At 71.2% G+C, this 26,050-nt stretch carries 26 protein-coding genes; 8 read left to right on the forward strand and 18 right to left on the reverse strand.

Annotation, left to right across the window (positions count from 1 at the left end; genetic code table 11):
- On the forward strand, nucleotides 1-702 hold a 702-nt coding region (locus tag NQ160_RS04120), incomplete at its 5' end, for a UbiA family prenyltransferase (RefSeq protein ID WP_257513974.1).
- Between the two features lie 62 nt (nucleotides 703-764).
- Here the strand turns inward: NQ160_RS04120 and NQ160_RS04125 are convergent.
- The 10 genes from NQ160_RS04125 to NQ160_RS04170 all read right to left on the reverse strand — a co-directional run bounded on the left by NQ160_RS04125 (nucleotide 765) and on the right by NQ160_RS04170 (nucleotide 11,861).
- Nucleotides 765-1,922, reverse strand: a complete 1,158-nt coding sequence (locus NQ160_RS04125) for an FAD-dependent oxidoreductase (RefSeq protein WP_257513975.1) — start codon at nucleotides 1,920-1,922, stop codon at nucleotides 765-767.
- A complete protein-coding gene (locus NQ160_RS04130; protein ID WP_257513976.1) occupies nucleotides 1,915-2,676 on the reverse strand; it encodes a methyltransferase domain-containing protein in 762 nt (253 codons plus the stop codon). Before NQ160_RS04130 ends, NQ160_RS04125 begins: the two co-directional genes overlap by 8 nt.
- Nucleotides 2,673-3,812 carry a type III polyketide synthase gene (locus tag NQ160_RS04135; protein ID WP_257513977.1) on the reverse strand — a complete coding sequence of 380 codons (1,140 nt, stop codon included), beginning with the start codon at nucleotides 3,810-3,812 and terminating at the stop codon, nucleotides 2,673-2,675. Before NQ160_RS04135 ends, NQ160_RS04130 begins: the two co-directional genes overlap by 4 nt.
- Nucleotides 3,813-3,890: 78 nt before the next feature.
- On the reverse strand, nucleotides 3,891-5,603 hold the full coding sequence (locus NQ160_RS04140) for a dipeptide ABC transporter ATP-binding protein (protein ID WP_257513978.1): 1,713 nt from the start codon (nucleotides 5,601-5,603) through the stop codon (nucleotides 3,891-3,893).
- On the reverse strand, nucleotides 5,600-6,124 hold the full coding sequence (locus tag NQ160_RS04145) for a GbsR/MarR family transcriptional regulator (protein WP_257513980.1): 525 nt from the start codon (nucleotides 6,122-6,124) through the stop codon (nucleotides 5,600-5,602). The genes NQ160_RS04140 and NQ160_RS04145 overlap by 4 nt, the downstream gene beginning before the upstream one ends.
- Before the next feature lie 56 nt (nucleotides 6,125-6,180).
- Nucleotides 6,181-7,089 carry an ABC transporter permease gene (locus tag NQ160_RS24840; protein ID WP_257513981.1) on the reverse strand — a complete coding sequence of 303 codons (909 nt, stop codon included), beginning with the start codon at nucleotides 7,087-7,089 and terminating at the stop codon, nucleotides 6,181-6,183.
- Nucleotides 7,082-8,014 carry an ABC transporter permease gene (locus tag NQ160_RS04155; RefSeq protein ID WP_257513982.1) on the reverse strand — a complete coding sequence of 311 codons (933 nt, stop codon included), beginning with the start codon at nucleotides 8,012-8,014 and terminating at the stop codon, nucleotides 7,082-7,084. Before NQ160_RS04155 ends, NQ160_RS24840 begins: the two co-directional genes overlap by 8 nt.
- Nucleotides 7,999-9,411 (reverse strand): M14 family zinc carboxypeptidase, encoded by a 1,413-nt coding sequence (locus NQ160_RS04160; RefSeq protein ID WP_257513983.1) that lies wholly within the window; start codon nucleotides 9,409-9,411, stop codon nucleotides 7,999-8,001. Before NQ160_RS04160 ends, NQ160_RS04155 begins: the two co-directional genes overlap by 16 nt.
- A gap of 23 nt (nucleotides 9,412-9,434) precedes the next feature.
- Nucleotides 9,435-11,036: a peptide ABC transporter substrate-binding protein gene (locus NQ160_RS04165; RefSeq protein ID WP_257513984.1), complete on the reverse strand. Its 1,602-nt coding sequence runs from the start codon at nucleotides 11,034-11,036 to the stop codon at nucleotides 9,435-9,437.
- Between the two features lie 252 nt (nucleotides 11,037-11,288).
- On the reverse strand, nucleotides 11,289-11,861 hold the full coding sequence (locus tag NQ160_RS04170; RefSeq protein WP_257513985.1) for a nitroreductase family protein: 573 nt from the start codon (nucleotides 11,859-11,861) through the stop codon (nucleotides 11,289-11,291).
- A 202-nt stretch (nucleotides 11,862-12,063) separates the two neighbouring features.
- Here NQ160_RS04170 and rraA point away from each other — a divergent pair, with 202 nt between their 5' ends.
- Nucleotides 12,064-12,531 carry a ribonuclease E activity regulator RraA gene (gene rraA, locus NQ160_RS04175; protein WP_257513986.1) on the forward strand — a complete coding sequence of 156 codons (468 nt, stop codon included), beginning with the start codon at nucleotides 12,064-12,066 and terminating at the stop codon, nucleotides 12,529-12,531.
- Between the two features lie 59 nt (nucleotides 12,532-12,590).
- Complete coding sequence (locus NQ160_RS04180; RefSeq protein ID WP_374113626.1) at nucleotides 12,591-12,974, forward strand: VOC family protein; 384 nt, start codon at nucleotides 12,591-12,593, stop codon at nucleotides 12,972-12,974.
- 56 nt (nucleotides 12,975-13,030) lie between these two features.
- Here the strand turns inward: NQ160_RS04180 and NQ160_RS04185 are convergent, their stop codons facing one another.
- From NQ160_RS04185 to NQ160_RS04195, 3 genes are all read right to left on the reverse strand, one after another.
- Nucleotides 13,031-14,815 (reverse strand): cell wall-binding repeat-containing protein, encoded by a 1,785-nt coding sequence (locus NQ160_RS04185; RefSeq protein ID WP_257513988.1) that lies wholly within the window; start codon nucleotides 14,813-14,815, stop codon nucleotides 13,031-13,033.
- 486 nt (nucleotides 14,816-15,301) lie between these two features.
- The gene (locus NQ160_RS04190; protein ID WP_257513989.1) at nucleotides 15,302-16,399 is read right to left on the reverse strand and encodes an ABC transporter permease; all 1,098 of its coding nucleotides are present in this window, start codon (nucleotides 16,397-16,399) and stop codon (nucleotides 15,302-15,304) included.
- Nucleotides 16,396-17,280 (reverse strand): ABC transporter ATP-binding protein, encoded by an 885-nt coding sequence (locus NQ160_RS04195; protein WP_257513990.1) that lies wholly within the window; start codon nucleotides 17,278-17,280, stop codon nucleotides 16,396-16,398. Before NQ160_RS04195 ends, NQ160_RS04190 begins: the two co-directional genes overlap by 4 nt.
- A gap of 234 nt (nucleotides 17,281-17,514) precedes the next feature.
- Between NQ160_RS04195 and NQ160_RS04200 the strand changes: the two genes are divergently transcribed.
- Complete coding sequence (locus NQ160_RS04200) at nucleotides 17,515-18,084, forward strand: NADPH-dependent FMN reductase (RefSeq protein ID WP_257513991.1); 570 nt, start codon at nucleotides 17,515-17,517, stop codon at nucleotides 18,082-18,084.
- Nucleotides 18,085-18,166: 82 nt separating this feature from the next.
- Here the strand turns inward: NQ160_RS04200 and NQ160_RS04205 are convergent, their stop codons facing one another.
- Entirely contained in the window at nucleotides 18,167-18,829 is a 663-nt protein-coding gene (locus tag NQ160_RS04205) for a response regulator (protein WP_374113627.1), read from the reverse strand.
- 44 nt (nucleotides 18,830-18,873) lie between these two features.
- Complete coding sequence (locus NQ160_RS04210; protein WP_257513993.1) at nucleotides 18,874-20,139, reverse strand: sensor histidine kinase; 1,266 nt, start codon at nucleotides 20,137-20,139, stop codon at nucleotides 18,874-18,876.
- A 158-nt stretch (nucleotides 20,140-20,297) separates the two neighbouring features.
- Here NQ160_RS04210 and NQ160_RS04215 point away from each other — a divergent pair, with 158 nt between their 5' ends.
- From NQ160_RS04215 to NQ160_RS04225, 3 genes are read left to right on the forward strand one after another with little or no spacing between them, the layout of a single operon-like run.
- Nucleotides 20,298-20,732: a VOC family protein gene (locus NQ160_RS04215; RefSeq protein ID WP_257513994.1), complete on the forward strand. Its 435-nt coding sequence runs from the start codon at nucleotides 20,298-20,300 to the stop codon at nucleotides 20,730-20,732.
- On the forward strand, nucleotides 20,733-21,458 hold the full coding sequence (locus NQ160_RS04220) for a winged helix-turn-helix transcriptional regulator (protein ID WP_257513995.1): 726 nt from the start codon (nucleotides 20,733-20,735) through the stop codon (nucleotides 21,456-21,458). It begins immediately after the preceding gene.
- A gap of 15 nt (nucleotides 21,459-21,473) precedes the next feature.
- A complete protein-coding gene (locus tag NQ160_RS04225) occupies nucleotides 21,474-22,088 on the forward strand; it encodes a dihydrofolate reductase family protein (protein WP_257513996.1) in 615 nt (204 codons plus the stop codon).
- Between the two features lie 46 nt (nucleotides 22,089-22,134).
- Here the strand turns inward: NQ160_RS04225 and NQ160_RS04230 are convergent, their stop codons facing one another.
- On the reverse strand, nucleotides 22,135-22,980 hold the full coding sequence (locus NQ160_RS04230; protein ID WP_257513997.1) for an exodeoxyribonuclease III: 846 nt from the start codon (nucleotides 22,978-22,980) through the stop codon (nucleotides 22,135-22,137).
- A gap of 92 nt (nucleotides 22,981-23,072) precedes the next feature.
- Here NQ160_RS04230 and NQ160_RS04235 point away from each other — a divergent pair, with 92 nt between their 5' ends.
- Nucleotides 23,073-23,918, forward strand: coding sequence for an NAD-dependent epimerase/dehydratase family protein (locus NQ160_RS04235; protein WP_257513998.1), 846 nt, complete (start codon nucleotides 23,073-23,075; stop codon nucleotides 23,916-23,918).
- A 15-nt stretch (nucleotides 23,919-23,933) separates the two neighbouring features.
- On the opposite strand, the gene pntB is transcribed toward NQ160_RS04235, so the two are convergent.
- Together pntB and NQ160_RS04245 are read right to left on the reverse strand one after the other, a co-directional pair.
- Nucleotides 23,934-25,337, reverse strand: a complete 1,404-nt coding sequence (pntB, locus tag NQ160_RS04240) for a Re/Si-specific NAD(P)(+) transhydrogenase subunit beta (RefSeq protein ID WP_257513999.1) — start codon at nucleotides 25,335-25,337, stop codon at nucleotides 23,934-23,936.
- On the reverse strand, nucleotides 25,334-26,050 hold a 717-nt coding region (locus tag NQ160_RS04245), incomplete at its 5' end, for a proton-translocating transhydrogenase family protein (RefSeq protein WP_257514000.1). The genes NQ160_RS04245 and pntB, both read right to left, overlap by 4 nt.

The following is a 26,050-nucleotide window of genomic DNA, read 5'->3' on the forward strand; positions in this document are numbered from 1 at the left end:
TGCGGACAGCTGTCGGTGGGTATCTCGAACGACGCGATCGACCGCGACCGTGACCGCGAGGTGGGGCGCACCGACAAGCCGCTCGTGCGGGGCGACGTCTCAGCCCGCACCGCCTGGACTGCCACGATCGTGGCGCTCGTGGTGGCGCTGGTGCTCTCGGCGCTGCTCGGCGTCGGCATGCTCGCCGCCCATGCCGTCGCGCTCGCGTCGGCCTGGGCGTACAACGCCGGCCTCAAGGCGACGCCGGTGTCGATCGTCCCCTTCGTGGTGAGTTTCGGCATCTTCCCGTCGCTCGCGACCCTCTCCGCCCAGCCGCCCGCGCTCGCCGCCTGGTGGGCATGGGTCGCCGGCGGCGCGCTCGGCGCCGCGGTGCACCTGACCAACGTGCTGCCCGACCTCGACGATGACCGGCGCACCGGCGTGCGCGGGCTCGCCCACCGCATGGGCGCGCGCCCGGCCGCGGCGCTCGCGGGCCTCGCCGTGCTCGCCGGTGCCGCTGCGGTGCTGTGGGGGGCGGCGGATGCCGGCGCGCTCGGCCCGCTGGCGTGGATCCTCTTCGGCGCGGTCGCCGTGCTCGCCCTCGCGACGGTCGCGCGCGTGGTCGTGCGTCCGCCCGACCGCACGGTGTTCCGCCTGGTGATGGCCGCCGCCCTGCTCCTCGCGGTGCAGCTCGTCGCGTCGCCCGGCAGCCTCGTCCCCTGAGCCGTCGAGTGAGTATTCGCGCCGTCGCGTGAGTCGTCCGCCCCGGGCGACTCCGGGCCGCGTCAGCTGGCGGCGTCGAAACCCATGGCGTACGCGCGGGCGAACAGCGTTCCTCCCGCCGCGAGCGCGACGCGCATCGCCCGCGACCGGACGGCGTGCGCCGCCGGCCCGACAGGTCGCCCGAGCCCCGTGTTCGCGGACGCCAGCAGCGCCGCGCGCCGCGCCGAACGCACCCGGTCGCGCTCCCACGCGGCGAGCTCGGATTCCGGTGCCGCCTCCTCGCGCACCCAGCGCGCGAGCAGCGGCGCGAGGCCCGCGGCATCCAAGAGGCCGAGGTTCATGCCCTGCCCGCCGATGGGGCTCACCTCGTGAGCGGTGTCGCCGATCGCGAACAGCCGACCGCGGCGCAGTCGGGGCGCCACCACGCGCCGGACGCGGAACGATGCGGCCGCCGTGATCGCCGCGGCCCCCTCGTGCTCGCCGCGGGCGGTCAGCGCCGCACGCAGCCGCGCGAGGCGGGCGTCGTCGTCATGGTCGTCCACGCTGCTGCCGCCAGCGCCCCCGATGTCCCATGCGACGAACCGGCGCCGGCCGTCGGGCAGCGGGAACGACTCGAGCACCCCGCGTTCATCGAGGTGCACGACCGCCACGGCGTCGTCGTCGCGCGGGCGAACGGCGGCATCCGACATGAGATAGCGGTCCGGGTACTCCCCGCCGCGCGGCATGCCCGGCCGGAACACCAGTTGCCGGGCGCCCGCGCCGCCGGCGACGACCACGAGCGGCGCCGTCGTCTCGAGCGTGCTGTCGTCGTGGGTCGCCCGCACGCGCAGACGTTCACCCTCGACCTGGATGCCGCTGACCGCCATGCCGCGCACCGGCGCCGGAGCGCCGACCGCCAGGGCCGCCTCGGTCTCGGGCTGGGGGAGCGTCGCGACGTACGGATGCCGCTGCGCCAGCCGGTCGAATCGCACGACACCGAGCAGGGTCCCCCCGCTCCTGGCTTCGCCGCGACCCACCTTCACGGCCCGCTGGAGGATGCGGTCGGTCGCACCACCGGCTTCGAGGGCGGTGAGCACCGGGGCGTGCAGACCGATCGCCCGCGTTCCGCCGCCCGTCGCCGTGCGCCGATCCCACAGCGCCGCCTCGACCCCGTGCCGGGCGAGTTCGGCGGCGAGGAACGTGCCGACCGGGCCCGCCCCGACGATGATCACGTCAGGCATGACCGGATCCGCGGGCGAGCAGGCGGAACGGGGCCGGGCTGTCGACGTGCCAGAAGTGCGCGGACGCCGGGGCGTGAGCCGCGCCGCCCACCGCCGCGCCCCCACCGTCCACGGCGTCCCCCGTCACCGAGAGCGCGAGCTGCAGCTCATCGGGCCGGTAGCTGCGGCGGATCGACCGCAGCCCGTCGGTGTGGAGGAACGTGCCCGGGGCGAACGGGGCGATCCCCACGGCGTAGAGACCGTACGCCAGACGTCCGCGGGCGATGTCGGCGTGCAGGACCGGCCCGGTCGAGAGCGCCAGCGAGTCGGCCGCGAACCCGGACAGCTCCTCCGGGGTCAGGTGGTGCAGCACGTGGTTGGAGACGACCGCGTCGAACCGCTCGCCCTCGGCGCGCAGCGCCGTCGAGTCGGTGCTGCGGAACTGCACGTCGTCGAGCTCCCTCGTGCGGGCCACAGCGTGCGCGCGCGGGTCGGGGTCGACCCCCAGCCACTGCACCTGCAGGCCGTCGCGCCGGGCGAGCCCCGCCAGCCGCCCGACGAGGTCACCGCCGCCGCAGCCGAGATCCAGCACGCGTGCGGGGCGGCCGAGCCCTGCCAGGTGCGGGCGCAGGTGCGTGCGGTAGATGCCTCCCCAGCCCGAGATGAGCCGGTTGACGGTGCCGAAACGGCGGAGCGTGGCATCCAATCGCCGCGGATCGCAGTGCGGGTCGTCCATGAGCTCCCGCAGTGCCGTGTCGCGCTCGCGCAGGGTCACGGGGCTTCCGGGGCGTGCGGGGCTTCTGCCGTGCGGCGCGTGACGAGCGCCGACTCGACCGTGAGCCCGGGGCCGAAGGCGAGGGTCGCGATGCGTCGGGCATCGGGGGTGGTGCCGTCGCCGGTGCCGTTGAGGAACTCGCGCAGGATGAACAGGATCGTGGCGCTGGACATGTTGCCGTAGTCGCGCAGGATGCGCCGCGACACCTCCAGGGTGGATGCCGGCAGCTCCAGGCCCGACTCGACGCGGTCCAGCACGCTGCGGCCCCCGGGGTGCACGGCCCAGGCGTCCACTTCGTCGTCGCCGAGGAACCGGGCGACGGCGCCGCGGATCTCGCGGCCGATGATGCGGGGGACCTCCGCGGACAGGACCATCTCGAAGCCCTCGTCGCCGACGGTCCAGGCCATGTCGTGTTCGCCGTCGTCGGTCACCGCGGTGGCGAACCTCTCGAGCTCCAGCCACTGCGCGCCCCGCAGCGACGGATCCGCGCTGACGATCGCGGCGGCGGCTCCGTCGGCGAACACCGACGACGACACGATCTGCTGGGGGTCCTCCGAGACGCGGAAGTGCAGCGTGCACAGCTCGGCGCACACGACCAGCACGACGGCGTCGGGGTCGCCGGCGCAGATGCGGGCCGCCGTGCGCAGCCCGGGAAGGGCAGCCGCGCAGCCGACGAAGCCGAGGTGGTACCGCTCGACCGTCACCGGCAGGCCGAGGTCTCGCACGAGGCGGTAATCCGGACCGGGGGCGAACATGCCGGTGCACGAGACGGTCACGACGTGGGTGAGCTGGTCGGGGGTGATGCCGGCGCCGCGGATCGCGGCATCCGCCGCTGCGGCGAACAGGGGCGGCGCCTGCCGGATGTACTCGTCGTTGCGTGCCCCTGTGGACGGGGACAGGATGCGCCCGGATTCGTCGACCACCGGGATGCCGGAGGGCGTCTCGGGGACTTCGCCCGAGAACTCGGCCAGCACGGTATGGCGGCTTTCGATGCCGGAGGCGTCGAAAGCGGCGCCGATGAGACGCTGCGTGAGCCGGCTGGCGCCGGGCTGGGCGATGAACAGGTCGCGCACGTCTTGCTGCGCCAGCCGTGTCGGCGGGACCGCGGTGCCGATCGACAAGACGCTGGTGACCATGCTTCACGATAACCAGCCGTGCGCCCGGCATGCGCGCACTGGTGTGCCCGCGGCTCGCCGTCTACAGTGTGCGTCCGGCTACCCCTGGACCCCCGCTGCGGCGAGACGCTCCTCGCGTCGGGCGCGCTGCACCACCGGGTCGGGCACGGGCGCCGCCGCGATCAACCGCCGAGTGTAGGGGTCTTCGGGATGCTGCAGTACCTGCTCGCGTGCCCCGGATTCCACGACGCGACCGTGACGCAGCACCGTCACCCGGTCGCACAGCTCATCCACGACCGCCAGATCGTGGCTCACGAAGACACACGCGAATCGCAGCCGCTGCTGCAGCTCGCGGAACACCTCGAGCACTTGCGCCTGCACCGATACGTCCAGCGCACTGGTTGGTTCGTCGGCGATCAGGAGCGCCGGGTCCAGCGCCACGGCGCGCGCGATGGCGACCCGTTGACGCTGACCGCCGGAGAGCTCGTGGGGGTAGCGCTCGCCGTGCTCCGCGAGCCCGACCGAGTCCAGCAGCTCGTCCACGCGGTCCACCAGGGCGCGTCCTCGCAGACCCATGATCGATGACACGGGTTCGGCGACGCTTTGCCGCACCGTGTATCTCGGATTGAGGGAGAGGGCGGGGTTCTGGAACACCACCCCGATGCGGCGGCGCATCCGGCGGCGCTCCGCCCGACCCGCTGTCTGCATGTCGAGTCCGTCGATGACGATCGAGCCCGCGGTCACCGGCGCGGCGCCGATGACCGCTCGCGCGATGGTCGACTTTCCGCTGCCCGATTCCCCGACCAGTCCCAGGATCTCGCCGCGACCGACCTGGAGGTCCACGCTGTCGACGGCGCGGACTTTGCCGCTCAGTCGGCTGCCGTATGCCACGACCAGGCCGCGCACGTCGAGCATCAGCCCGGTATCGGGGATCGCGGCACCGGCGCCGCGCGCTCCGATGCGCGGCACGGCATCCAGCAGCTGCCGGGTGTACGCGGCGGCGGGCGCGGTGAGCACCTGCTGGGCGGAGCCATCCTCGACCCTCCGGCCGTCTCGCATGACCACGACGCGGTCGGCGAGCTCCGCGACGACCCCCATGTCGTGCGTGATGAGGAGGATCCCGCGTCCTTCGCGTCGGCCGAGCCGGGCGAGCACGTCGAGCACCTCCGCCTGCACCGTGACATCCAGCGCAGTCGTCGGTTCGTCGGCGATGAGCAGCTGCGGGTCGGATGCCAGTGCCATCGCGATTCCCACCCGCTGGCACTGCCCGCCGGACAGCTCGTGGGGGTACTGGCCCATGCGCCGCTCGGGATCGGGGATCTCGACGAGGGCGAGCAGCTCCATCGCGCGACGACGGGCGGCCGCGCCCTTGAGCGCACGGTTGTGGGCGCGCACCGCCTCGATCACCTGGAACCCGATCGTGAACACCGGATTGAGCGAGGCGACGGGGTCCTGCGAGATCAGCGCGACCTGCGCACCGCGCACCGCGCGCATCTCTCGCTGGGTGAGCCCCAGCAGCTCTCGGCCGCGCAGCCGGACGGAGCCGGATGCACGCGCGCCTTCGGGCAACAGTCCGATGACCGACAGTGCGGTGACCGACTTGCCCGACCCGGATTCGCCGACGACGGCCACGACCTCGCCGGGGGCGATGTCCAGGTCCAGGCCGTGCACGACCTCGACCGGACGCTCGCGACCGAACTGCACGCGCAGGCCGCGTACACTCAGCACGGCCTGGTCTGCCCGCTCGGCCAGCAGCGCCCGGTCACCCTGCGCGGCCCACTCCAGGCCGTGCTCTGCGCTCGGGTCGGTCACGTGTCCTCCTGTTGTTCCGCGTCGCGGGCGCGCTTGTGCTCCCGCCAGTCGGCGAGCATCTTGTGGTGATAGTCCTGCACCCACTCCAGGTAGTCGCGACCGTTGGTGAGCCGCACGCGGGCCTCGGTCTCATCGGGACCCACCCACCGCAGCGCCGCGTCGAGGGAGTTGATCTCCTTCTCGAAATACCGGCGCTCGTTGGCCAGGAAGCTGCCCCATGGGTCCTCCTCGGCCTTGAAGTAGTGACTGCGGTCGCCGGGCACGGAATGGCGGCGGATGAAGTTCGTGTCGATCAGCCGCCTCGTCGCCATCGACACCGCCCCGGTGCTCGCCCCGAGCGTGGCCGCGAGGTCGGCCGAAGAGATGTAGGGGCGATCCATGATCAGCAGGTAGCCCAGCACTCGCCCGTCCATGCGCGAGGTGCCCGCGAGTTCCCAGATGAGGCTGATGTCCTCGGCGAACTGGCGGCGATACTGCTCGCGCTCGTCCACGGCATCCGTCGCCCCGGTGTCATCGCTCATGTGTCGCTCCCTCCTGCAAGATCTTCAGCATCGCATCCTCATCCCCGCGCACGCGGTCATCCCCGCTCACGCGGATCGAAGACGCTGCGCAGCTCCTCGCCGATCGCGACGATCGTGAGCACGGTCAGCGCCAGCATCACGCTCGGCAGCACCAGCACGTGCGGCGCCGACTGGAACACCCGCGAGCCCGCCGCGATCTGCAGGCCCCACGAGATCGCCGGCGAAGACAGGCCGACGCCGAGGTAGGTCAGGGTGCTCTCGGCGACGATGACACCACCGACGGTGAGGGTCGCCAACAGCAGCACGGGCTGCAACGCGTTCGGCAGCACGTAGCGCCCCACGATGCGTCGGGCGCCGAGTCCCATCGTGCGCGCGGCGAGCACGTAGTCGGCCTTGGCCACCGAGCGCACCGAGCCGCGCATGAGGCGCGCCATCATGGGCCATCCGAACACGCCGAGGACGACGCTGACGGTGAACACGTTGCGCACGCCGAGGGTGTTGAGCACCACGATCGCGGCCAGCAGGAACGGGAAGCCGAGGAACACCTCGGTCAGACGCGAGACGATCCAGTCGGCGATACGTCCGCCGAGCCCCGCGAGGGTGCCGAGCGTGATCGCGAGCACCATCGAGATCGCGGTGGCCAGGAACCCGACCGCGATCGAGCTCTGCGCGCCGTAGACCGCGTTGGCCCAGATGTCGCAGCCCTGCAGGTCGAATCCGAACGGATGCCCGGGTGCGGAGGCCTGCGAACTGTTGGCCAGGTCGCAGGCTCGCGGATCGCCGTTGCCGAAGATCCCCGCGAACGGGGCGGGCGCCACGGCGAAGGCGAGGATCACCAGCAGCACAGCTGCGGCCACCCAGAACAGCGGGCGGCGCAACAGCAGCCGCCACGCCCCCGCGCGGGGGGCGCGAGCGGGGGCGAGCGCGGGGATGACCGTGGTCTTGGGGATGGTGGTCTTAGGCACGGCGGATCCTCGGGTCGAGCAGGGCGTGGAGGGCGTCCACGATCAGCGACGTGAGCAGGAAGATGATGATGAGCGCCGTGGAGATGCCCACCACCAGCGTGGCTTCATGGTTGCGAATCGCCGAGAACAACAGGTTCCCGACGCCGGGCAGGTTGAAGATTCCCTCGATGACCACGGCGCCGCCCAGCAGGTAGCCGAGATCGGTCGCGAGGAAGGTCGCCGTGGGGATGAGGGAGTTGCGCATGACGTGCAGTCCCACCACTCGGGACTCGCCGATCCCCTTGGCCCGGGCGGTGCGCACATAGTCGGCGTCGAGGTTCTCGATCATCGACCCGCGCACCAGGCGCGACACCGACGCCAGACCGAACATCGCGATCACGAGCGAGGGCAGCAGATAGGCCACCGGCCAGCCGTCGCGGATGCCGGCGACGGGCAGCCAGTCCAGACGCACGCCGAAGATGATCTGCGCGGTGATTCCGAGGACGAACACCGGGATGCAGCTGAGGGTGATCGTGACCACGAGCAGGCCGCGGTCGATGATGGTGCCGCGCTTGAGGGCCGAGACGATGCCGATCGTCAGGCCCAGCGCGATCTGCAGCAGCCACGCCGTCAATGCCAGCGTGATCGTCACGGGCCAGCGGGCCGCCATTTGATCGGCCACCGAACGGCCGGTGAGGTCGACACCGAGGTCGCCGCGCAGCAGGTTGCCGAGGTAGTGGGTGTACTGCGTCCACAGCGGCTGGTCCAGAAGATAGCGCGCGTTGATCGCGTCGATCACGGACTGTGGCAGTTGCCTGTCGCCGGCCAGCGCCCGCACGGGATCTCCGGGCAGGCTGAACACCGTGAAGTAGATGATGAACGTGACGCCGATGAAGACCAGCGCGAATCCTGCGAACCGCTGCAGGACGGTCACGAAGAGGCGCACGACCGCTCCCTCGCGACGTGGGCGTGGGCCGCCAGGATCGAACCATACTGTGCACCCACGACGGCGCTGAGGGGGAGGGGCTCCGTGCTTTGGGCGGCCAGGGCCTCCTGCAGCCAGCCGTCGAACAGTTCCTGGGCGGTGGCGGCAGCGCGGCGCACCTCGGGCGCTGCGGTGCCGGCAGCCACCTCGGCGCTCAGCGCCCGGGCCAGCATGCCGCCCCAGCGCAACCGGTGCAGATGCACGAGGTCGTCGAGAGCGCTCACCTCGGCCACGGTTGCCGGGCGCACCGATGCGGGTGCAGCGGCACGGGCGATGTTCGCCTCCCCGGCAGAGACGGCCAGAGGGGCGAACACTCGCGCGGCGCGCAGCAGCGGGGTGTCCAGACGCAGATGCGGCTCGGTGCGGGCGATGAGGGCGACGAGACGCTGCCCCGACTGCACGAGCAGTTCGCCGTTGCGACGCAGCTCGGTGGCGTAGTCGCGGTCGCTGGTGGAGGTGTCGCCGGCGGCCGGGTCGCTGAACTGCGGCAGTTCGGCGATGAGCGAGAGCGTGCCGTGTTTGCGGGCATACGACGTGGAGGCATCCCCGCTCGAACCCGGCGGGTATGGGTCGAGTCCGAGCGACTCGCTCCAGTCGTAGACGTCCTGGAGGGTGCCCATCTCGTAGATCGCCGGGGCCAGCACCGTGAAGTGCGCCCCCTCGGGCTCACCGGCGTGCAGCGGGATGCCGAGCGACGCCGGCAGGGCATGCAGCAAGTCGTACAGTTCCGGCGCGGGACCGGAGAGGTAGAAGTAGGCGCCGCCGCCTTCGCTGTTGTGCAGCGGCACGTAAAGATCGGGTGCCGCGAGGTCGATCGCCCGGGCCAGGGCCTGAGTTTCGGGCATCATCGCGTCGAAGTAGGCGGACTTGTACGAGAACGGGAATGTCCACTCGACCTGCTCAGCCGGAGCGGGACGGAAGAACTCCCGCGCGTAGGTCTCGCGATCGCTCGGATCGGCGAACCAGGCCTCGTTCAGGCGCATGCCGTCGGGATCGGCGCAGGGGATGATGTGCCACGTCGTGTCGAGGCCCGCGCGCAGGGCGTCGTCGGTGATCAGCTGCTCCACCAGATGCAGGGCGGTGAGCGAGCCGATCGGCTCGTTGGGGTGCACCCCGCCGACCACGAGCGCCGATCGTGCCCCGGAGCCCACGTGGTAGAGCGGGATGGGCTCGCCGAGCCGGCTGGTGCCGACCCGTTCCACCGTGATGAGGTCCGGGCGCTGGGCGCGCAGCCGTTCCATGGCGGACCCGAGCTCGTCGACGGTCGGAAAGGAGGTGTGGGCGGGCACGGAGCCGGCACGACGGAGGATGTCCTCCGCCGTGCCGGGCGTCTCTGCCGCCGAAGCGGGTTCGTACAAGAGGTGTGTCTCTTCCGTTCCGGTCAGGATGCCGTGTCGGCCACGACAACCTTGCTGAGGTCCACGCCACCCGACACCGTGTACAGCTCGGAGATGCGCTCGGACGTGACGTACAAGTAGCGGTTGCCGAACAGCGGCACGGTCGGGAAGTCCGCCAGGATCCGTTCCTGCACCTGGGCGTACCCGTCGTAGGACTCCTCCAGCGTCTCAGCGGCATCCGCTGCCCGGAGCAGCTCGTCGACCTCGGGGTTCGAGTAGCCACCGGCGCCGAAGTTGCCCTCGCCGGTCGCGGTGTACACCGCGGTGAGGGTGTTCTGCTGGCTCGGGTACAGCGCGCCCCAGCGGGCACGGAACGGGCCGTTGACCTCGCCGCTGCCGACGCGCTCGGTGAACGCGGCGAAGTCGGATGCCGGGCTGGCGACGACGCTCTCGATGCCGAGGTTCTGGCGGATCTGGTTGGCGATGGCCTCGAACAGGTCTTCCTGTCCCCAGTTGGCGATGAAGTGAATCTCCATGCCGCCTTCGAAGCCACCGGCATCCGCCAGCAGAGCCTTCGCAGCCTCTGGGTCGAACTCGCAGTACTGGCCGCAGATGCCGGCGGGGTCTCCGGGCATGCTGGCCGAGGTGAGCGAGGTGGCGGGGATCTGCGAGCCACCGAACACCGCGTCGTTGATGGCTTCGCGGTCGATCGCCATCGAGATCGCCTGACGCACGCGCGGGTCGGCGAAGCGGGGATCGTCGAGGGGGAAGCCGAGGAAGTCAACGCCCGGGGCGTCGAGCTCGTACACATGCTCGCCGAAGTCGTTGCGGGCCTGCGCGACCTGAGATCCGCCGATGCCGACGATGTCGACCTCGCCGGCGAGGGCGTCGGTGTAGGCGGTCGCGGTGTCGAGATACGGCACGAAGGTGACCGCCTCGATGCTGGTGTCGGGTCCGGCGTAGTCCTCGTACGCGACGGCCTCGATCGGGCTGGTGGGTGCCCAGCCGTCGACGAGGCGGAAGGGGCCGTTGCCGACCGGGTTCTCCTCCCACGCGGCGACATCCTCCAGTGCCTCGGAGGGCAGCGGATACAGGCCGGTCTGGCCGGCGGTCAGCTGCAGTGGGAACTGACGGTCGGGGGCGACGAGTTCGACCGTGAACGTCAGGTCATCCACGACGCTGAGCCCTGACAGCTCGGTCGCGGCGGGCTCACCCTCGGCGGGGTTCAGATCGGCGTAGCCGGCGACCTTGGCCAGCTGGGGGCCGTTGACCCAGCCGTTCGGGCCGTACGCGGCGTAGTTCCAGGTGTCGACGTAGTCCTGGGCTGTCACCGGCTGGCCGTCGTGGAACGTCCAGCCGTCGCGCAGAGTGATGGTCCACAGCTGCGCGTCATCGGACTCGACCGACTCGGCGGCGAGGTAGTCGAGGTCGCCGTTGCCGTCGATCGTCGTCAGCGAGGCGAACAGCGCCTGCACGAGGTCGTAGGTGGAGAAGTGATTGCCGGGGACCAGGCTGTCAGGCTCCTCGATGGCGAAGCGGATCGGATCGGCCGTGGTGGCCTCGTCGGGCGACGACGCCGAACAGCCGACGAGGGTCAGAGCGAGGACCGCGGATGCGGCCGTCGCCAATCGGGCAGTGCTGTGCATAACTCCTCCTTGAGCGGCACCGGAAGGTGCTGCGTCGAGTGCGGACGGGCACTCCCCGCCGGGATCGGGGGAGCTATCCATGCACGCTAGACGCGAACGGGTTCAGCAATCAATGAAAGTTCACCAATTACTGAAATTTGTAATAGCAGTGAAACAGGAGGAGAGGGTGCCCGCAACACTCGGGCTGCTGTGTTACCGAACGGTGACGCGCGAGGGGCCGAGGCGCGCGCCCCGGCCCCTCGTGCTCCGCGCTCAGGCGTCGGCGGCGATCAGCTCCGTCAGCGGCAGTCGCACGCGCGGGGCGTTCTCGCGCTCGCGCAGCACCTCGGGCGCCGAGGCGATGTCGCCGAGCGTGCCGACAGCCATGACGGTGACGGGGGTGAGCTCCGCGGCGAACTCGAATGCCGCCGCCAGCGCATCGCGGTCGAATCCGCCCATCTGGTGGGTGTGCAGTCCCGCGGCGTGCGCCTGCACCGTGAAATACGCGGCCGCCTGGCCGGTGTCGTAGGCAGCCCAGGCGAGGGGCGCGCCATCGTGGCTGGTGACGGCAGCGAAGACCACCAGTGCGGATGCCGCGCCGGCCCAAGCCTGGTTGAAGCCCATGAGCGTGTCGAGGATAGCGGCGTGTTCCGGGGTTCCGCGCCGCGCGACGACGAATCGCCAGGGCTGAGAATTGTTGGCCGACGGCGCCCAGCGGGCGGCTTCGAGCGCGCTGGCGAGGGCGGCTTCGTCGATGGTCGCGTCGGCATCGAAGACGCGCGTGCTCCGGCGGTCGGCGAGGACGTCGAGGATGGGTGCTGCGGTGGAGGCGGTGCGGTCGAGCATGTCTGTCATGTGATGGTTCCAGGGAGTCAGGGGACGTCGGGGACGCCGTCGGCCCACTCACTCCAACGATAATCGCCCGCGGAACCGGTGCTGGCGCGCCCCTGGGGGTGACCCCGCGAATACCCACTCGACGCCGCGAATACTCACTCGACCCCGCGAACACTCATTCGGCGGGCGCCGGGAGGGCGCTACGGTGACGGGCATGACCATCGCGACCGCAGACCTCTACGACCAGCGCGGCGACGAGCTCGACTCCGTCGCCCTCCAATTCCACGACTTCGGCGGCCACACCGCCTTCGACGGCCCGGTGCGCACCATCCGCTGCCACCGCGACAACGCCCTCGTGAAGCAGACGCTCGCGACCCCCGGCGACGGCGCCGTGCTCGTGATCGACGGAGCGGGTTCCCTCGAATCGGCGCTGGTGGGCGACCGCATCGCCGCATCCGCCGTCGAGAACGGCTGGGCCGGCCTCATCGTGCACGGCGCGGTGCGCGACCGCGAGGCGCTCGCCGCACTCCCCATCGGCATCAAGGCCCTCGGATCGAACCCGCGCACCAGCGCCAAGGTCGGCGTCGGTGAGATCGACGTGCACGTGACGATCGCGGGCATCGTGTTCGCCACGGGGAAGCAGGTCTGGGCCGACCCCGACGGCGTGCTCGTCGAGCGCTGACGCCCTCGACATCCCACCCGATCGGGCGCATGCTGTCGGCATCAACGACAGGGGGACCCATGCTCGCCGACGCGCGTACCTTCAGCAGCTTCTCGGTCGACGACGTCGACGCCGCGCTGTCCTTCTACCGCGACACGCTCGGTCTCGACGCGGTGATCACCGACATGGGGATCGTGCAGCTGAAGCTGGCCGGAGGTGCGCGTGCCATCGCCTACCCGAAGCAGGCTCACCGGCCGGCCGACTTCACCGTGCTGAATTTCGTCGTCGACGACGTGGGTGCAGCGGTCGATGACCTCCGCGCCCGCGGCGTCGAGACGAAGATCTACACCGATCCCGACCTCGGCACCGACGAGCGGGGCATCTCCCGGGGCAACGGCGGCCCGGCGATCGCGTGGTTCCGCGATCCGGCCGGCAATGTGCTGAGCGTGCTCGAGGACGACTGATACGACGGATGCCGCGACCCGGCCGGTCGGCCGAGGTCGCGGCATCCGCTCGCGCGTCAGGGGGCGAGCGCCGCTGCCCCGCGGGCGACCGACTCGGCCACCGCGCCAGGGCCGCCGAGCACGACGATGCGCGAGGGCCGCAGCGCGGTGATGCTGCCCGCGGTGGGGGAGGGGAGGCCGGTCGGGCGCGTGAGCAGGATGGCGCTGCCCGATGCGGCGGCGGCTGCGGCGCCGGACACCGCGTCGGCGAAAACCGTGCCGCTGGCCAGGTAGATGCGCGCAGCGGGGGACGAAGCGGTCTCCGCGGCGACGGCGGCAGCAGTGGCGTACCGGTCTTGCCCCGACAGCCGGATGACTTCGCCCGCGTACGCCGCGAGCTGGGCCTGCACCCTCTCAGAGACGGCTCCCGGACCGCCCACGATCACGATGCGGTCCGGGGCCAACCGGGCGAGCTCATCCATGACCTCCGCAGGCAGCTCGGTACCCCGCGTGAGGAGGACCGGCGCCTTCGCGGCGCCTGCCGCTGCGGCGGCGCTGAGCGCGTCGGCGAAATCCGCCCCGGCGGCGATGTACGCCTCGTTGGCGCCCGAGGCGAAGATCTCCGAGGAGATGGCCGCAGAGGTGCGGTAGCGGTCCTCGCCCCCCAGGCGGACGACCTCGCCGGAGGTGAAGCGCCGCGCCTGTTCCAGGACGGTGTCGCTGACGGCGCCGGTGCCGCCGACGATGACGATCCGGCGCGGATCCAGGCGGTCCAGTTCGTTGGCGGTGGACGAGGTCAGGCCGTTGGGATGGGTCAGCAACACGGGCAACGCGGTCGCTCCGGCCGCGGCCGCCGCCGAGAGTGCGTCGGCGAAGACCGTCCCGGTCGCGAGGTACACCGTGTCGACGCCGGGGGCGTAGGTCGCCGCAGAGACGGCCGCAGACGTGTCGTAGCGCGAGGCTCCGGCTTGTCGCACCACGGGTGTCGGCACGGTCACGCCGGCACTACCGACCGTCGCCGGCCAGAAGCCGGCCCTGGTCCCGGTGACGGCGATGGTGAGGGTCGCCCCGCGGTCGTTCTTCGTCACCTGATACGTCGTTCCGGTGGCACCCGGGATGGCGGCACCGTCGCGGCGCCACTGATACTGCAGCGTCGCCGCTGGCTGCCAGGCACCCGCTGATGCTGTCAGCACCCCGCCCACATTCGAGGCGCCGCTGATCGTAGGCGCCGGTGTCGAGGTGAACCGCTGCGGCGCGGGCGTGGTCGAGACCAGGCAGCAGCCGTAGTTCGTGATGACCGTGCGGCCCGACAGATCCTCCCAGCGCCCCTGGTACGGGGCGGAACCGTTGCGGACCCGGTAGTTGCCGAATCGCATGCCGTCCACCGGATAGTAGGGGCGCTGAACCCCGGATCCGGGCTGCGGAGGATTGCCGAACAGGATCGACAGGTGCACGTGCGGTCCGGTCGAGGACCCGCCGCAGGGGAGGGTGGATGCCGCTTCCCCGAGGTACGTGCCCGCCGGGACCCACTGGCCGACGAGGTTTCCCTGCGCGTTGGCGAGGTGGTAGTACTCCGACCGCCAGCCGCCGCCGTGGTCGACCCCGAGGAACCACCCGGCCGGGCAGGTGACGCGGTACACGCGCCCGTCGGCGACGGAGACCACCCGGTTGTTCCCGCTCGAGCCGGGGGAGAAGTCGACCGCTCCCCAGGCGGCGCCGTCGCTGTCGCGGTGAGGTCCGCCGGCCGACCACCGCACGCCGTTCTCGAAGGGAAGGTGCCAGTCGGGCGCGGCCATGGCCCGCATGAGGTCCTGCTGCGGGAAGGGCAGCGGCTCGTCCCACGGCTCGATCGTCAGGGGCATGGTCGGCCCGTGAGACTCGTGGTCTTCGGAGTGGGCGTCGTCGCCAGGAGGAGCCTCACCGGGTGCCGGTGCGGGTGCCGGCGATTCTTCTGGGGAGGGCGGTGAGGGCACGGCCGGCGCTGTCGGCTCCGGCTCGGGCGTCGGGCTCGGCGTCGGCTCCGGGGTAGGAACTCCGTTCCCGGACGTCGTCGCCGAGACGGTCACCTCTGTGTCGATCGGGCCGGTGTCGGCCGATGCGGGAGAGACCGCCACGCTCAGACCGAGTGCCACCACTGCGGCTGCCGCCACCCGCCGAATCCACGCACGCATGTGCAACCGCCTCTCACCTGGTGCCGTCAACGGTACCCCGCGGGTCCTCACAGGCGAGGCGGTTGCGCGGCGATGCGCGTCTGTGCTTCACCGCGCGCACCGTGCAGACGCCGGATGCCGCGACCCGGCCGGTCGGCCGAGGTCGCGGCATCCGTTTCGAGGAAGGGGCCGAGGGCGTCAGCCCTTCAGTGCCTCCTTGAGGTGCACGCGGGCGCCCATCCGCAGGATCGAGTTCTCGTAGATCTTCGCGCCCACCCAGATCGCGCCGACGCAGGTGGCGAGCAGGATCACGAGCGACAGGAGGGGCTCCCACCACTGCGCATCACCGAAGAAGATGCGCACCGGCATGCCGACCGGGGCCGAGAACGGCACGTACGACATGATCGTCATGATCGTGGGGTTGTCGTTGAAGAAGATCGCCACGAAGTACGGCACCATGACGAGCAGGGTCAGCGGCGTGGTGGTCGAGCCGATGTCCTCCTGGCGGGAGACCATCGCGGCAGCGGCGGCGAACAGCGATGCCAGCAGGATGAAGCCGAAGAGGAAGAACACCGCGAACCACACCAGCGGTGCGCCGAGCCCCGACAGCAGCTCCGCCTGACCGGTGACGGTGAGACCCACGACGGCGACGGCGGCCAGGCCGATGATCTGCCCCATCGCGAGCACCGTGTTGCCGATCACCTTGCCCGCCAGCAGCGCCCGGGTCGGGACGGCCGAGATCAGCAGCTCCACGACGCGTGTCGCCTTCTCCTCCACCACACTCTGCGAGATGGTCGAGCCGAAGGTGGTCGCGGCCATGAGGAACACCGCGCCGAAGAGGAGCGAGATGATGTAGCGCATCAGGCCGTCGGCGTCGTCGGACTCCGTCTGCAGCAGCTCCACCGGCGGCGACACGCTCAGGGCCGACATCAGCGTGGACGGCACGGCGTCGTCACCGACGACCGTGAAGTCGAATCCGCCCTCGCCGCCCGGGATGAGGGCCGCATCGACCTCGCCGTCGCGGACGAGCTCGCGGGCCTCTTCGGCCGAACCCACCTCGGTGATGTCGAGCATGCCGTCCAGTGGAGCGACGATCTGCGCGGTCTGGCCGGTCACGGCCACGGGAGTCCGCATGTCCTGCTGAGCGGCGAACCCGCCCCACACCACGCCGGCGAGGGCGATGACGAACAGGATGCCGGTGGAGATGACGAACGCCTTGCTGCGCAGCTTCGAGCCGATCTCGCGCTCGGCGACGAGCCAGACGCTCTGGGCGAAGGAGGGGGCGGACGCGGTCACTGGATGACCTCCTTGAAGATCTGGGCGAGGGACGGAACCCGAGGGGCGAAGCTTGCGACGTCGCCGGCGGCGACGGCGCGACGGAGCACCCTCTGCACGGTGTCGTCGGAATCGGCGTCGAAGAGGGCGTAGCCGCCGTCGAACTCCAGCACCGTGATGCCGGGCTCGTCGCGCAGCCATCCGGCGTCGCCGGCGGAGACCAGCTCGAACCGGCGGGTCGAGTGCGCTGCGCGCAGGCCGTCGCGGGAGCCGCTCGCTCGGATCGTGCCGCCTGCGATGATCACCAGGTCGTCGCAGAGGCGCTCGACCACGTCGAGCTGGTGGGAGGAGAACAGCACCGCGGCGCCCTGGGCTGCGCGGGCCTGCAGCACGCCGGCGACGACGTCGACCGCGAGGGGGTCCAGGCCCGAGAACGGCTCGTCGAGGATCAGCACCTGCGGGTCGTGCACGAGGGCGGCGGCGATCTGCGCGCGCTGCTGGTTGCCCAGCGACAGCGTCTCGACGTTGTCGTTCAGGCGTTCGCCGAGGCCCAGCTCTTCGAGCAGGGCGGTCGCGCGGGTCGTGGCATCCGCCTTTGAGAACCCGTGCAGACGGGCGAGGTAGACGATGTGCTCGAGCACCTTCATCTTCGGGTACAGGCCGCGCTCTTCGGGCATGTAGCCGAAGCGGCGGCGGTCGGCCGCGGTGACTGGTGCGTCGTCGAGGGTGACCGTGCCGGCATCCTTCGCGAGCACGCCCAGGATGATGCGCATGGTCGTGGTCTTGCCGGCGCCGTTGCCGCCGACGAAGCCGGTCAGCCGCCCGGGGGCGACGGTGAACCCGACGTCGTCGAGCACGCGGCGGCCGCCGTAGCTCTTGGTGATCCCGGTCAGTTCGAGCATGGAGCTCCTCCTCAGTCGATACCTCGACGCTACGCATCGCGCGGATCGGTCGCCTCCCCCCTCGGGCGGGTTCTGCGGTGAGCGCGCGGCCGGGGCCTCCCCCCTACGGGGGAGGGAGCGGCCCGGGCTGGCGGAGATGTATGCGACGGAATAGATATCGTGGGCCGCTGGTTGGCCTGGGTCCAGGGTCGCGGACACCCGGCGGCCACCGAGAACACTGAGGAGACATCGCTCATGACCGACCTCACCATCGGCTACATCGTCGGCAGCATCTCGTCGACGTCGATCAACCGCCGCCTCGCCAAGGCGCTGGAGCGACTCGCGCCCGAGGGTGCAACGCTCGTGGAGATCCCCATCGCCGACCTGCCGTTTTACTCCGTCGACCTCGAGATCGACCTGCCGCAGGCTGCGCGCGAGTTCAAGGACGCGATCGGCCGCGTCGACGGGGTCATCATCGTGACGCCCGAGTACAGCCGCTCGATCCCCGGCGTGTTGAAGAACGCCCTCGACTGGGCGGCGCGTCCCTACGGTCAGTCGTCGTTCGACGGTAAGCCGACCGCCGTGATCGGCACCTCGGGTGGCGGCATCGCCACCGCCGCCGCGCAGCAGCACCTGAAGGCGATCCTCAGCCACTTCAACGCGCCCACGCTCGGTCAGCCGGAGGGCTACGTGCAGTCCGTGCCCGGCCTGTTCACCGACACCGGCGAGGTCACCAGCGACGAGACGGCGACGTTCCTGACGGCGTACCTGAACGCGTTCATGGCCCTGATCGAGCGCTACGTCCCGGTGCCTGCGGCGGTCTGACGCCGCCCGTGGAGCCGCGGTCCCGCCTCGGATGCGGGCCGGGGCTTCGGCGTGCGCGGGCGTGCGCAGCGGACGCTGCGGCTCAGACCAGCCCGTGCGTGTGGGCGTAGACCACCGCCGCCACGCGGTCGCGGGCACCGAGCTTCTGCAGCACGTTCGAGACGTGGGTCTTCACCGTCGCCTCGCCGATGTACAGCTGCTGCGCGATCTCGGCGTTGCTCTGCGCGCGCGCCAGCAGCCGCAGCACTTCAGCCTCGCGGTCGGTGAGGTCGACGTGTACCGCGGATGCCGCAGGTGCGGCGGCCGGCTGCACGATCGCCTGATCGGTGCCCTCGGCGTGGACTGCCGCCGGTGCCGCGCCCCCCGCGGTGAAGCGCTCGATCACGCGCCGTGTCACTTCGGGCGCCAGCAGCGCGTCACCGACGGCGGCGACGCGCACCGCAGTCACGAGCTCCTCCGGCCCGGCGTTCTTCAGCAGGAACCCGCTGGCTCCCGCCGCGAGTGCCTGGAACAGGTAGTCGTCGCGGTCGAAGGTGGTCACGATCACGACGGCCGCCGAGACCGCGGGGTCGGCCACGATGCGCCGCGTTGCCTCGATCCCGTCCATGTCGGGCATCTGCACGTCCATGCAGATGACGTCCGGCAGAAGGGTGGATGCCGCTGCCACCGCCTCGACCCCGGTCGCCGCCTCGCCGACGACGTCGATGCCTGCGGCATCCAGGATCATCCGGAAGCCCGCGCGCATCACGGCGTGGTCGTCGACGAGCAGCACGCGGGTCGCCGCGCCGCTCACGCGGGCACCGCCGCTCGGAGCGGGATCCGTGCCCGCACGATGAAGCCACCGCGCGGGCGGGGCCCGGCTTCGAGCGCGCCGCCCGAGGCCGCGGCCCGCTCCCGCATGCCCACGAGCCCCAGCCCCGGGCGGTCGGCGCGCACGCGCCCGGTGTTGGTGACCTCGAGCTCGACGGCATCCGCGTCGTAGCGCAGCCGCACGTCGGCAGTCGCGCCAGGGCCGGCATGGCGCCGGACGTTCGTGAGGGCCTCCTGCGCGATGCGGTAGAGGTTCACCTGCACGAGCTCCGACGGCTCGGCGGGCTCGCCGACGACGGTGAAGGTGGTGGGCAGGCCGTTGTCGTTGGCATGCGCGACGAGGTCTGCCAGCGCCGACAGCCGCACGGTCGAGTCGGCCGGTGCGGCGGCGGCATCCGGGGTGCGGAGCGTCTCGAGCAGCTGGCGCAGTTCCTCCAGCGCCGAACGGGCGGATGCCTCGACGCCGCCGAGCGCGGTGCGCGCGGCGGCGGGGTCGCGTTCGAGCACCATCCGCGCGGCGCCGGCCTGCACGCCCATCGCCGACACGTGGTGGGCGACGACGTCGTGCAGCTCGCGGGCGATGCGCACCCGGTCGAGGGCGACGGCCTGGGCGGCGGTGAGCTCCCGCTCGCGCTCGAGTTCGGCGGTGCGCTCCTCGAGGGCCGTCCACGCCAGCGCGGTCGCGTACGCGCGGTCGCCCAGGTAGTAGGCGCCGCCGAAATAGAAGACGTTGATCACGAACTGGATCACCATGTACGCCGCCATCGGCGAGAAGGCGCCTGCGGTCGACGGGCCGTCGCCGGAGGGATTGGTGGCCGTCTGGAACATCGTGACCAGCAGCCAGACGAACATCGCGACCACGACGACCACCCGCGCGAAGGTGGCCCGACGGCGGTCGTCGACCCAGGCGCCGACGGTGTACATCGCCACGAACAGGGCGACCTGGCCGACGTAGAGGTCGGGGATGTGGAAGGTCGCCCCGGCGAAGAAGGCGATCGCGACGACGATCAGCACGATCTCGGGGTGGCGGCGGCGCAGCGCGAGCGGGAGCGTCACGGCCGCCGAGTACACCAGCGCCCAGCCGAGCCCCGGGGTCTCGTCGCCGAAGAACCCCGCGACCTGTCCCAGCCAGGAGCTCAGCACGGCCGCGACCAGGAGGCCGCCGGCCAGCCACACGTCGGTGCGCAGCTCGGCTGCTGTCGGCGGATGCCGGCGGGGTGGGGCGGTGGGCAGGGTCGCGCTCATCCTTCCAACGTACGGGGGAGGCCGCCGCGCGGCATCCCCCGTGCGACGGAATCGTCGCCGGGTGAGTATTCGCGCCACGACGTGAGCTCTTGACAAGGGCACTTGCTTTTAGCAAGCTACCGGCATCCGCCCCGCGGCGGCCTGCAAGGGAGCACGCCATGACCGACATCTTCGTCAATCTGCCCACGGCCGACCTCGACCGCTGCAAGGCCTTCTACACCGCGCTGGGAGCGACGATCAATCCGCTGTTCACGGACGAGAACGCCGCGTGCGTCGCCTGGGGGGATGGCGTCTACTTCATGATGCTGACCCGGGAGTTCTTCGCGACCTTCACCGACAAGCCGGTCGCCGATCCGGCCGCTACGGCGCAGGTGATGGTGGCGCTCGCCCGGGCCTCGAACGAGGACGTGGATGCCGTGTTGGCTACGGGCCTGGCGGCCGGAGGCACCGAGCCCCGCGAGCCGGAGGACCTCGGGTTCATGTACTCGCGGGACCTGGAGGACCCCGACGGCAACGTGCTGAGCTTCTTCTACATGGACCCCGTCGCCACGGAGCAGGGCCCGGGCGCGTTCGCCGACCAGGCGCAGTCGTAGGTGGCCGCCCGAAGCTACGGCCAGTACTGCGGTGTCACCACCGCCGTCGAGCTGATCGGCGAGCGGTGGGCCCTGCTGATCGTCCGCGACCTGCTGGTGGGTCCGCGCCGATACAACGACCTCAAGGCCGGTCTGCCGCGCATTCCGACGAACATCCTCGCGAGACGTCTGAAGGAGCTGCAGGATGCCGGGGTGGTGCGCCGGGTCCCGCTGTCGCACCGGGGGCTCGTGTACGACCTCACCCCGTACGGCCGGGAGCTCGAGCCCATCGTGCTGGCGCTCGGGCGCTGGGGCTTCGTCGCGATGGGCGAGCCGGAGCCCGACGACATCGTCACCGCCGACTCCCTGACCATGGCGCTGCGGACCGCGTTCCGTCCGGATGCCGCCGCAGCCCTGCCCGCGACCGGATACGACCTGCATGTGGGAGAGGTGGGCCTGAGCGCGCGGGTCGCCGCCGCCGCGCTCGCGGTGCGGCGGTTGGACGCCGGGGTGGCGGGGGGCGCCGACGGCGCGGGTTCTGCTTCGGAGGAGCGTGCCGACGCCGGTGGGCATGAGGCGGATGCCGTGATCGTCGCGGGTCCGGGGATCCGGGGCCTCATCTCCGGGGAGCTCGCTCCCGCCGATGCGCTCGCGCGGGGCATCGTGCGCGTGTCGCGCGGCGACGCGGCGCTGCTGGGCCGCTTCGCGACGACCTTCCACATCGCCCCCGCCGCCGCGGCGGCCTGACCGAGAGGAGTCCCGATGGCGGGCCTCGTCCACATCGATCTGTTCAGCAGTCTCGACGGCGTCGCGCAGTCACCCGGAAGCCGCGCGGAGGACCCGGACGGCGATTTTGCCTACGGGGGCTGGCAGGCGCCGGTCGACGACAGCGCGGTAGGGCAACGCGTGATGGCCGGCATCCGTCGGATGGACGCCCTGCTTCTCGGCCGGCGCACGTACGACATCTTCGCCGCGTACTGGCCGCAGTACGAGGGCCCCGCGGCCGAGATCGCTGAGCGTTTCACCGCGATCCCCAAGTACGTCGCGTCCCGCGGAACGCCCTCGCTGCCGTGGGCGAACTCCCACCGGCTCGGGGCGGATCTGGCGGCCGAGATCGCCGCGCTGCGCGAGCGGCACCGAGAAGTGCACGTGGTCGGCAGCATCGAGTTCGCCCGCGGTCTGGTGCAAGCGGGGCTCTTCGACGTGCTGAACCTGTGGGTGTACCCGTTCGTGCTCGGCCCAGGCAAGCGGCTGTTCCCGCCGGACGGGCCGGCCTTCGGGCTCACGCTGCTGGAGCCCCCGATCGCAGGCCCGGCCGGAGCGCTGCTGCTGCGTTACGGCCCCGGCCCCGCGGTGACCACCGCCGACATGGGCTGATTCGCGCTGCCGAGTGAGTATTCGCGCCGCGGAGTGAGTATTCGCGTCAGCCGAAGATCATCGGCCGGTCGTCGTCCTCGTCGGGCGACGTGAGGTCGAGATCGACGACCACGGGCACATGGTCGCTCGGGATCTCGCCCTTGCGCTCCTCGCGGTGGATCGACGCCGCCGTGACCCGGTCGGCGAAGGCGTGCGACCCGAGGATGAAGTCGATGCGCATGCCCTGGTTGCGGGGGAAGCGCAGCTGCTTGTAGTCCCAGTAGGTGAAGCCGGTCGGCACCAGCGGGCGCACGACGTCGACCATGCCGGCATCCTCGATGGCCCGGAAGGCCGCGCGCTCCGGCGCGGAGACGTGGGTCGAGATGCCCTCGACGACGGTGGGGTCGCCGTTGTCGGCATCCGTCGGGGCGATGTTGAAGTCGCCGACCATCGCGAGGGCGAGGTCGGGGTTCTCCGTGAGGCTCTCGCGGGCGTGCTGGGCGAGCGCGCCCAGCCAATCGAGCTTGTAGACGTAGTGCGGGTCGTCGAGGGAGCGGCCGTTGGGCACGTAGAGGCTCCAGACGCGGATGCCGCCGATCGTGGCGCCGAGGGCGCGGGCTTCGAGCGGGGCGTCGGGGCCTTCGTGGCCCTTGGCGAAGCCGGGCATGCCGGGGAAGGACGTCTGCACGTCTTCGATCGGCTCGCGGCTGGCGATCGCGACGCCGTTCCATTGGTTCAGCCCGTGGGCGACGACGTGGTAGCCGGCATCCTCGAAGGCCTCATAGGGGAACTGCTCGGGCTTGCACTTGATCTCCTGCATGGCGAGCACATCGATGCCCTCGCGGACCGCGAAGTCGACCGTGCGCACGACGCGCGCGCGGATGGAGTTGACGTTCCAAGTGGCAAGCCGCATGCCTCCCAGCCTACTTTCGCCGCCGAGTGGGTATTCGCGCCGCCGAGTGAGTATTCGGCCCGCACGCACAGGAGGCGTGGCAGGGTGATCACATGCGCATCGCCGTCACCGGAGCATCCGGAAAACTGGGTCGTACCGTCGTCCGCGTCCTCCGGGATGCCGGCCACACCGTGATCGGCCTCGACATGGTCGGGGAACGCGGGCCGGGCTTCGTTCGGGTCGACCTCACGGACTTCGGGCAGGTGATCGACGCGATCGCCGGCGTGAATGACCAGCACGATGGCGTCGACGCGCTCGTCCACCTAGCGGCGATCCCGGCGCCCGGCATCGTCAGCGACGTCGCGACCTTCCACAACAACATCGCGGCGACGTTCAATGTCTTCTGGGCAGCGGTGCGCCTCGGCATCCAGAAGATCGTGTACGCGTCCAGCGAGACCGTGCAGGGGCTGCCGTTCGACGCGCCGCCGCCGTACATCCCGGTCGACGAGGACTATCCCGCCCGGCCGGAGTCGGTGTACTCGCTCGTCAAGCACCTCGAGGAGCAGCTGGCGATCGAGCTCGTGCGCTGGCATCCGACGCTTTCGATCACCGCGCTGCGCTTCTCCAACGTCATGGACCCGGAGGATTACGCGGAGTTCCCCTCCTTCGACGCGGATGCCACGCTGCGCAAGTGGAACCTCTGGTCCTACATCGACGCGCGCGACGGCGCCCAGGCGGTGCTCCGCGCGCTCGAGGTGGCGCCCGCCGGGTTCGACCGCTTCCTCATCGCGGCGGCGGACACCGTCATGTCGCGGCCCGCCGCGGACCTCGTCGCCGAGGTCTTTCCGGACGTGCCGGTGCGCGGGGAGCTTCCGCCGCACGCGAGCCTGTTCTCGACGGAGAAGGCGCGTCGGCTGCTGGGCTACGAGCCGCAGCACTCCTGGCGCGACGAGGCGTAGGGGCGCCGCGACGACTCACTCGGCAGCGCGGAGGATGTCCTCGACACGCTCCTTCGCGTCGCCGAAGAGCATCTGCGTGTTCTCGCGATAGAACAGCGGGTTCTGCACGCCGGCGTACCCGGCGGCCATCGACCGCTTGAACACGATCACGTTCTCCGCCTCCCACACCCGCAGCACCGGCATCCCGGCGATCGGCGAGGTCGGATCCTCCGCCGCGGCCGGGTTCACGGTGTCGTTCGCACCGATCACCAGCACCACCGACGTCGAGGCGAAGTCGTCGTTGATCTCGTCCATCTCCAGCACGATGTCGTACGGCACCTTCGCCTCGGCCAGCAGCACGTTCATGTGCCCGGGCAGGCGCCCCGCGACCGGGTGGATGCCGAACCGCACGTCCACACCACGCTCGCGCAGCCGTCGGGCGAGGTCAGCCACCGGGTACTGCGCCTGCGCGACGGCCATGCCGTACCCCGGGGTGATCACGACCGATGACGCCTCGCGCAGCATGTCCGCCACGGTCGCCGCATCCACCTCCCGATACTCGCCGTGGTCGACGTCACCCGCGGGCGGCGCCTCGATGCCGAATCCGCCGGCGATCACCGACAGGAACGACCGGTTCATCGCCTTGCACATGATGTACGACAGGTACGCACCCGACGACCCGACGAGGGCGCCGGTGACGATCAGCAGGTCGTTGTTCAGCAGGAACCCCGCCGCCGCGGCCGCCCAGCCCGAGTAGCTGTTGAGCATCGAGACGACGACGGGCATGTCGCCCCCGCCGATGGATGCCACGAGGTGCCACCCCAGCGCAAGCGCCAGCACCGTGACGGCCACGAGCAGCCAGAGCGACGGCGTGACGACGTACCAGGCGGTCAGCACGACGAAGGCGACCAGCGCCCCCACGTTGAGCGCGTTCTTGCCCGGCAGCATGAGCGGCCGCGACGACATGCGCGCCGAGAGCTTCAGGAACGCCACGATCGAGCCGGTGAAGGTCACGCCGCCGATGAAGACGCCGATGAACACCTCGGCATGGTGGATGTCGCGCAGCGCCCCGGTCAGGCCGGGGTCGTGCAGGGCGCCGTTCCAGCCCACCAGCACCGCGGCCAGACCCACGAAGCTGTGCAGCAGCGCGATGAGCTCGGGCATGCCGGTCATCTCGACCACGCGCGCCCGCCACAGGCCCACCGCCGCACCGATCAGCACGGCCGCTGCCAAGAGCACCAGCCCGAACGTCGCCTGCGGGTCGCCCCACGCGTTCTGCACCGACACCCAGGCCGTCGCCGCGAGCGCGATGCCCATGCCGGCGATGCCGTAGCCGACGCCCGCCCGGGCTGTTTCGTGGGTGCTGAGCCCGCGCAGGCTCAGCACGAACAGCAGCGCCGCGACGAGGTAGGCGGCGGTGGCCACGGAGGCGGCGGTCATCGGTCACCCTTCGAGAACATGGCGAGCATGCGGCGCGTGACGGCGAACCCGCCGAAGATGTTGACGGATGCCAGCAGCACCGCGACCGCGGCCAGGATCTGCACCGGCGGGTCGGGGGTGGTCACCTGCAGCATCGCGCCGACGATGATGATGCCCGAGATCGCGTTGGTCACGCTCATGAGCGGGGTGTGCAGCGCGTGGTGCACCTTGCCGATCACGTAGAACCCGACGATGACCGAGAGCACCAGCACGGTGAGGTGCTGCGGCAGCGGTGCCGGGGCGATCGCCGACACCGCGAAGAGGGCGGCGATGCCGAGGGCGATCAGTCCGGAGCGGCCCGCGGGCGAGAGGGTGCGCTTCGGCTTCGCGGGCCCGGCGTCGGGCGGCGGCACGGATGCCGCGGCAGGCGCCGCCGACACCTGCACCGGCGGCGGTGGCCACATCGACTCGCCGTCCTGCACCACCGTGATCGAGCGCTGCACGACGTCGTCGAAGTCGAGGACCAGTCGCCCATCCTTGCCGGGGGTCAGCAGCTTCACCAGGTTCGCGAGGTTCGTGCCGTAGAGCTGCGACGCCTGGGCGGGCAGGCGGGATGCCAGGTCGGAGTAGCCCAGGATGACCACGCCGTTGTCGGTGACGACGCGCTCACCGTCGACGGATCCCTCGACGTTGCCGCCCTGGGCGGCGGCCATGTCGACGATGACGCTGCCGGG

This window comes from Microbacterium sp. zg.Y909 (assembly GCF_024626565.1).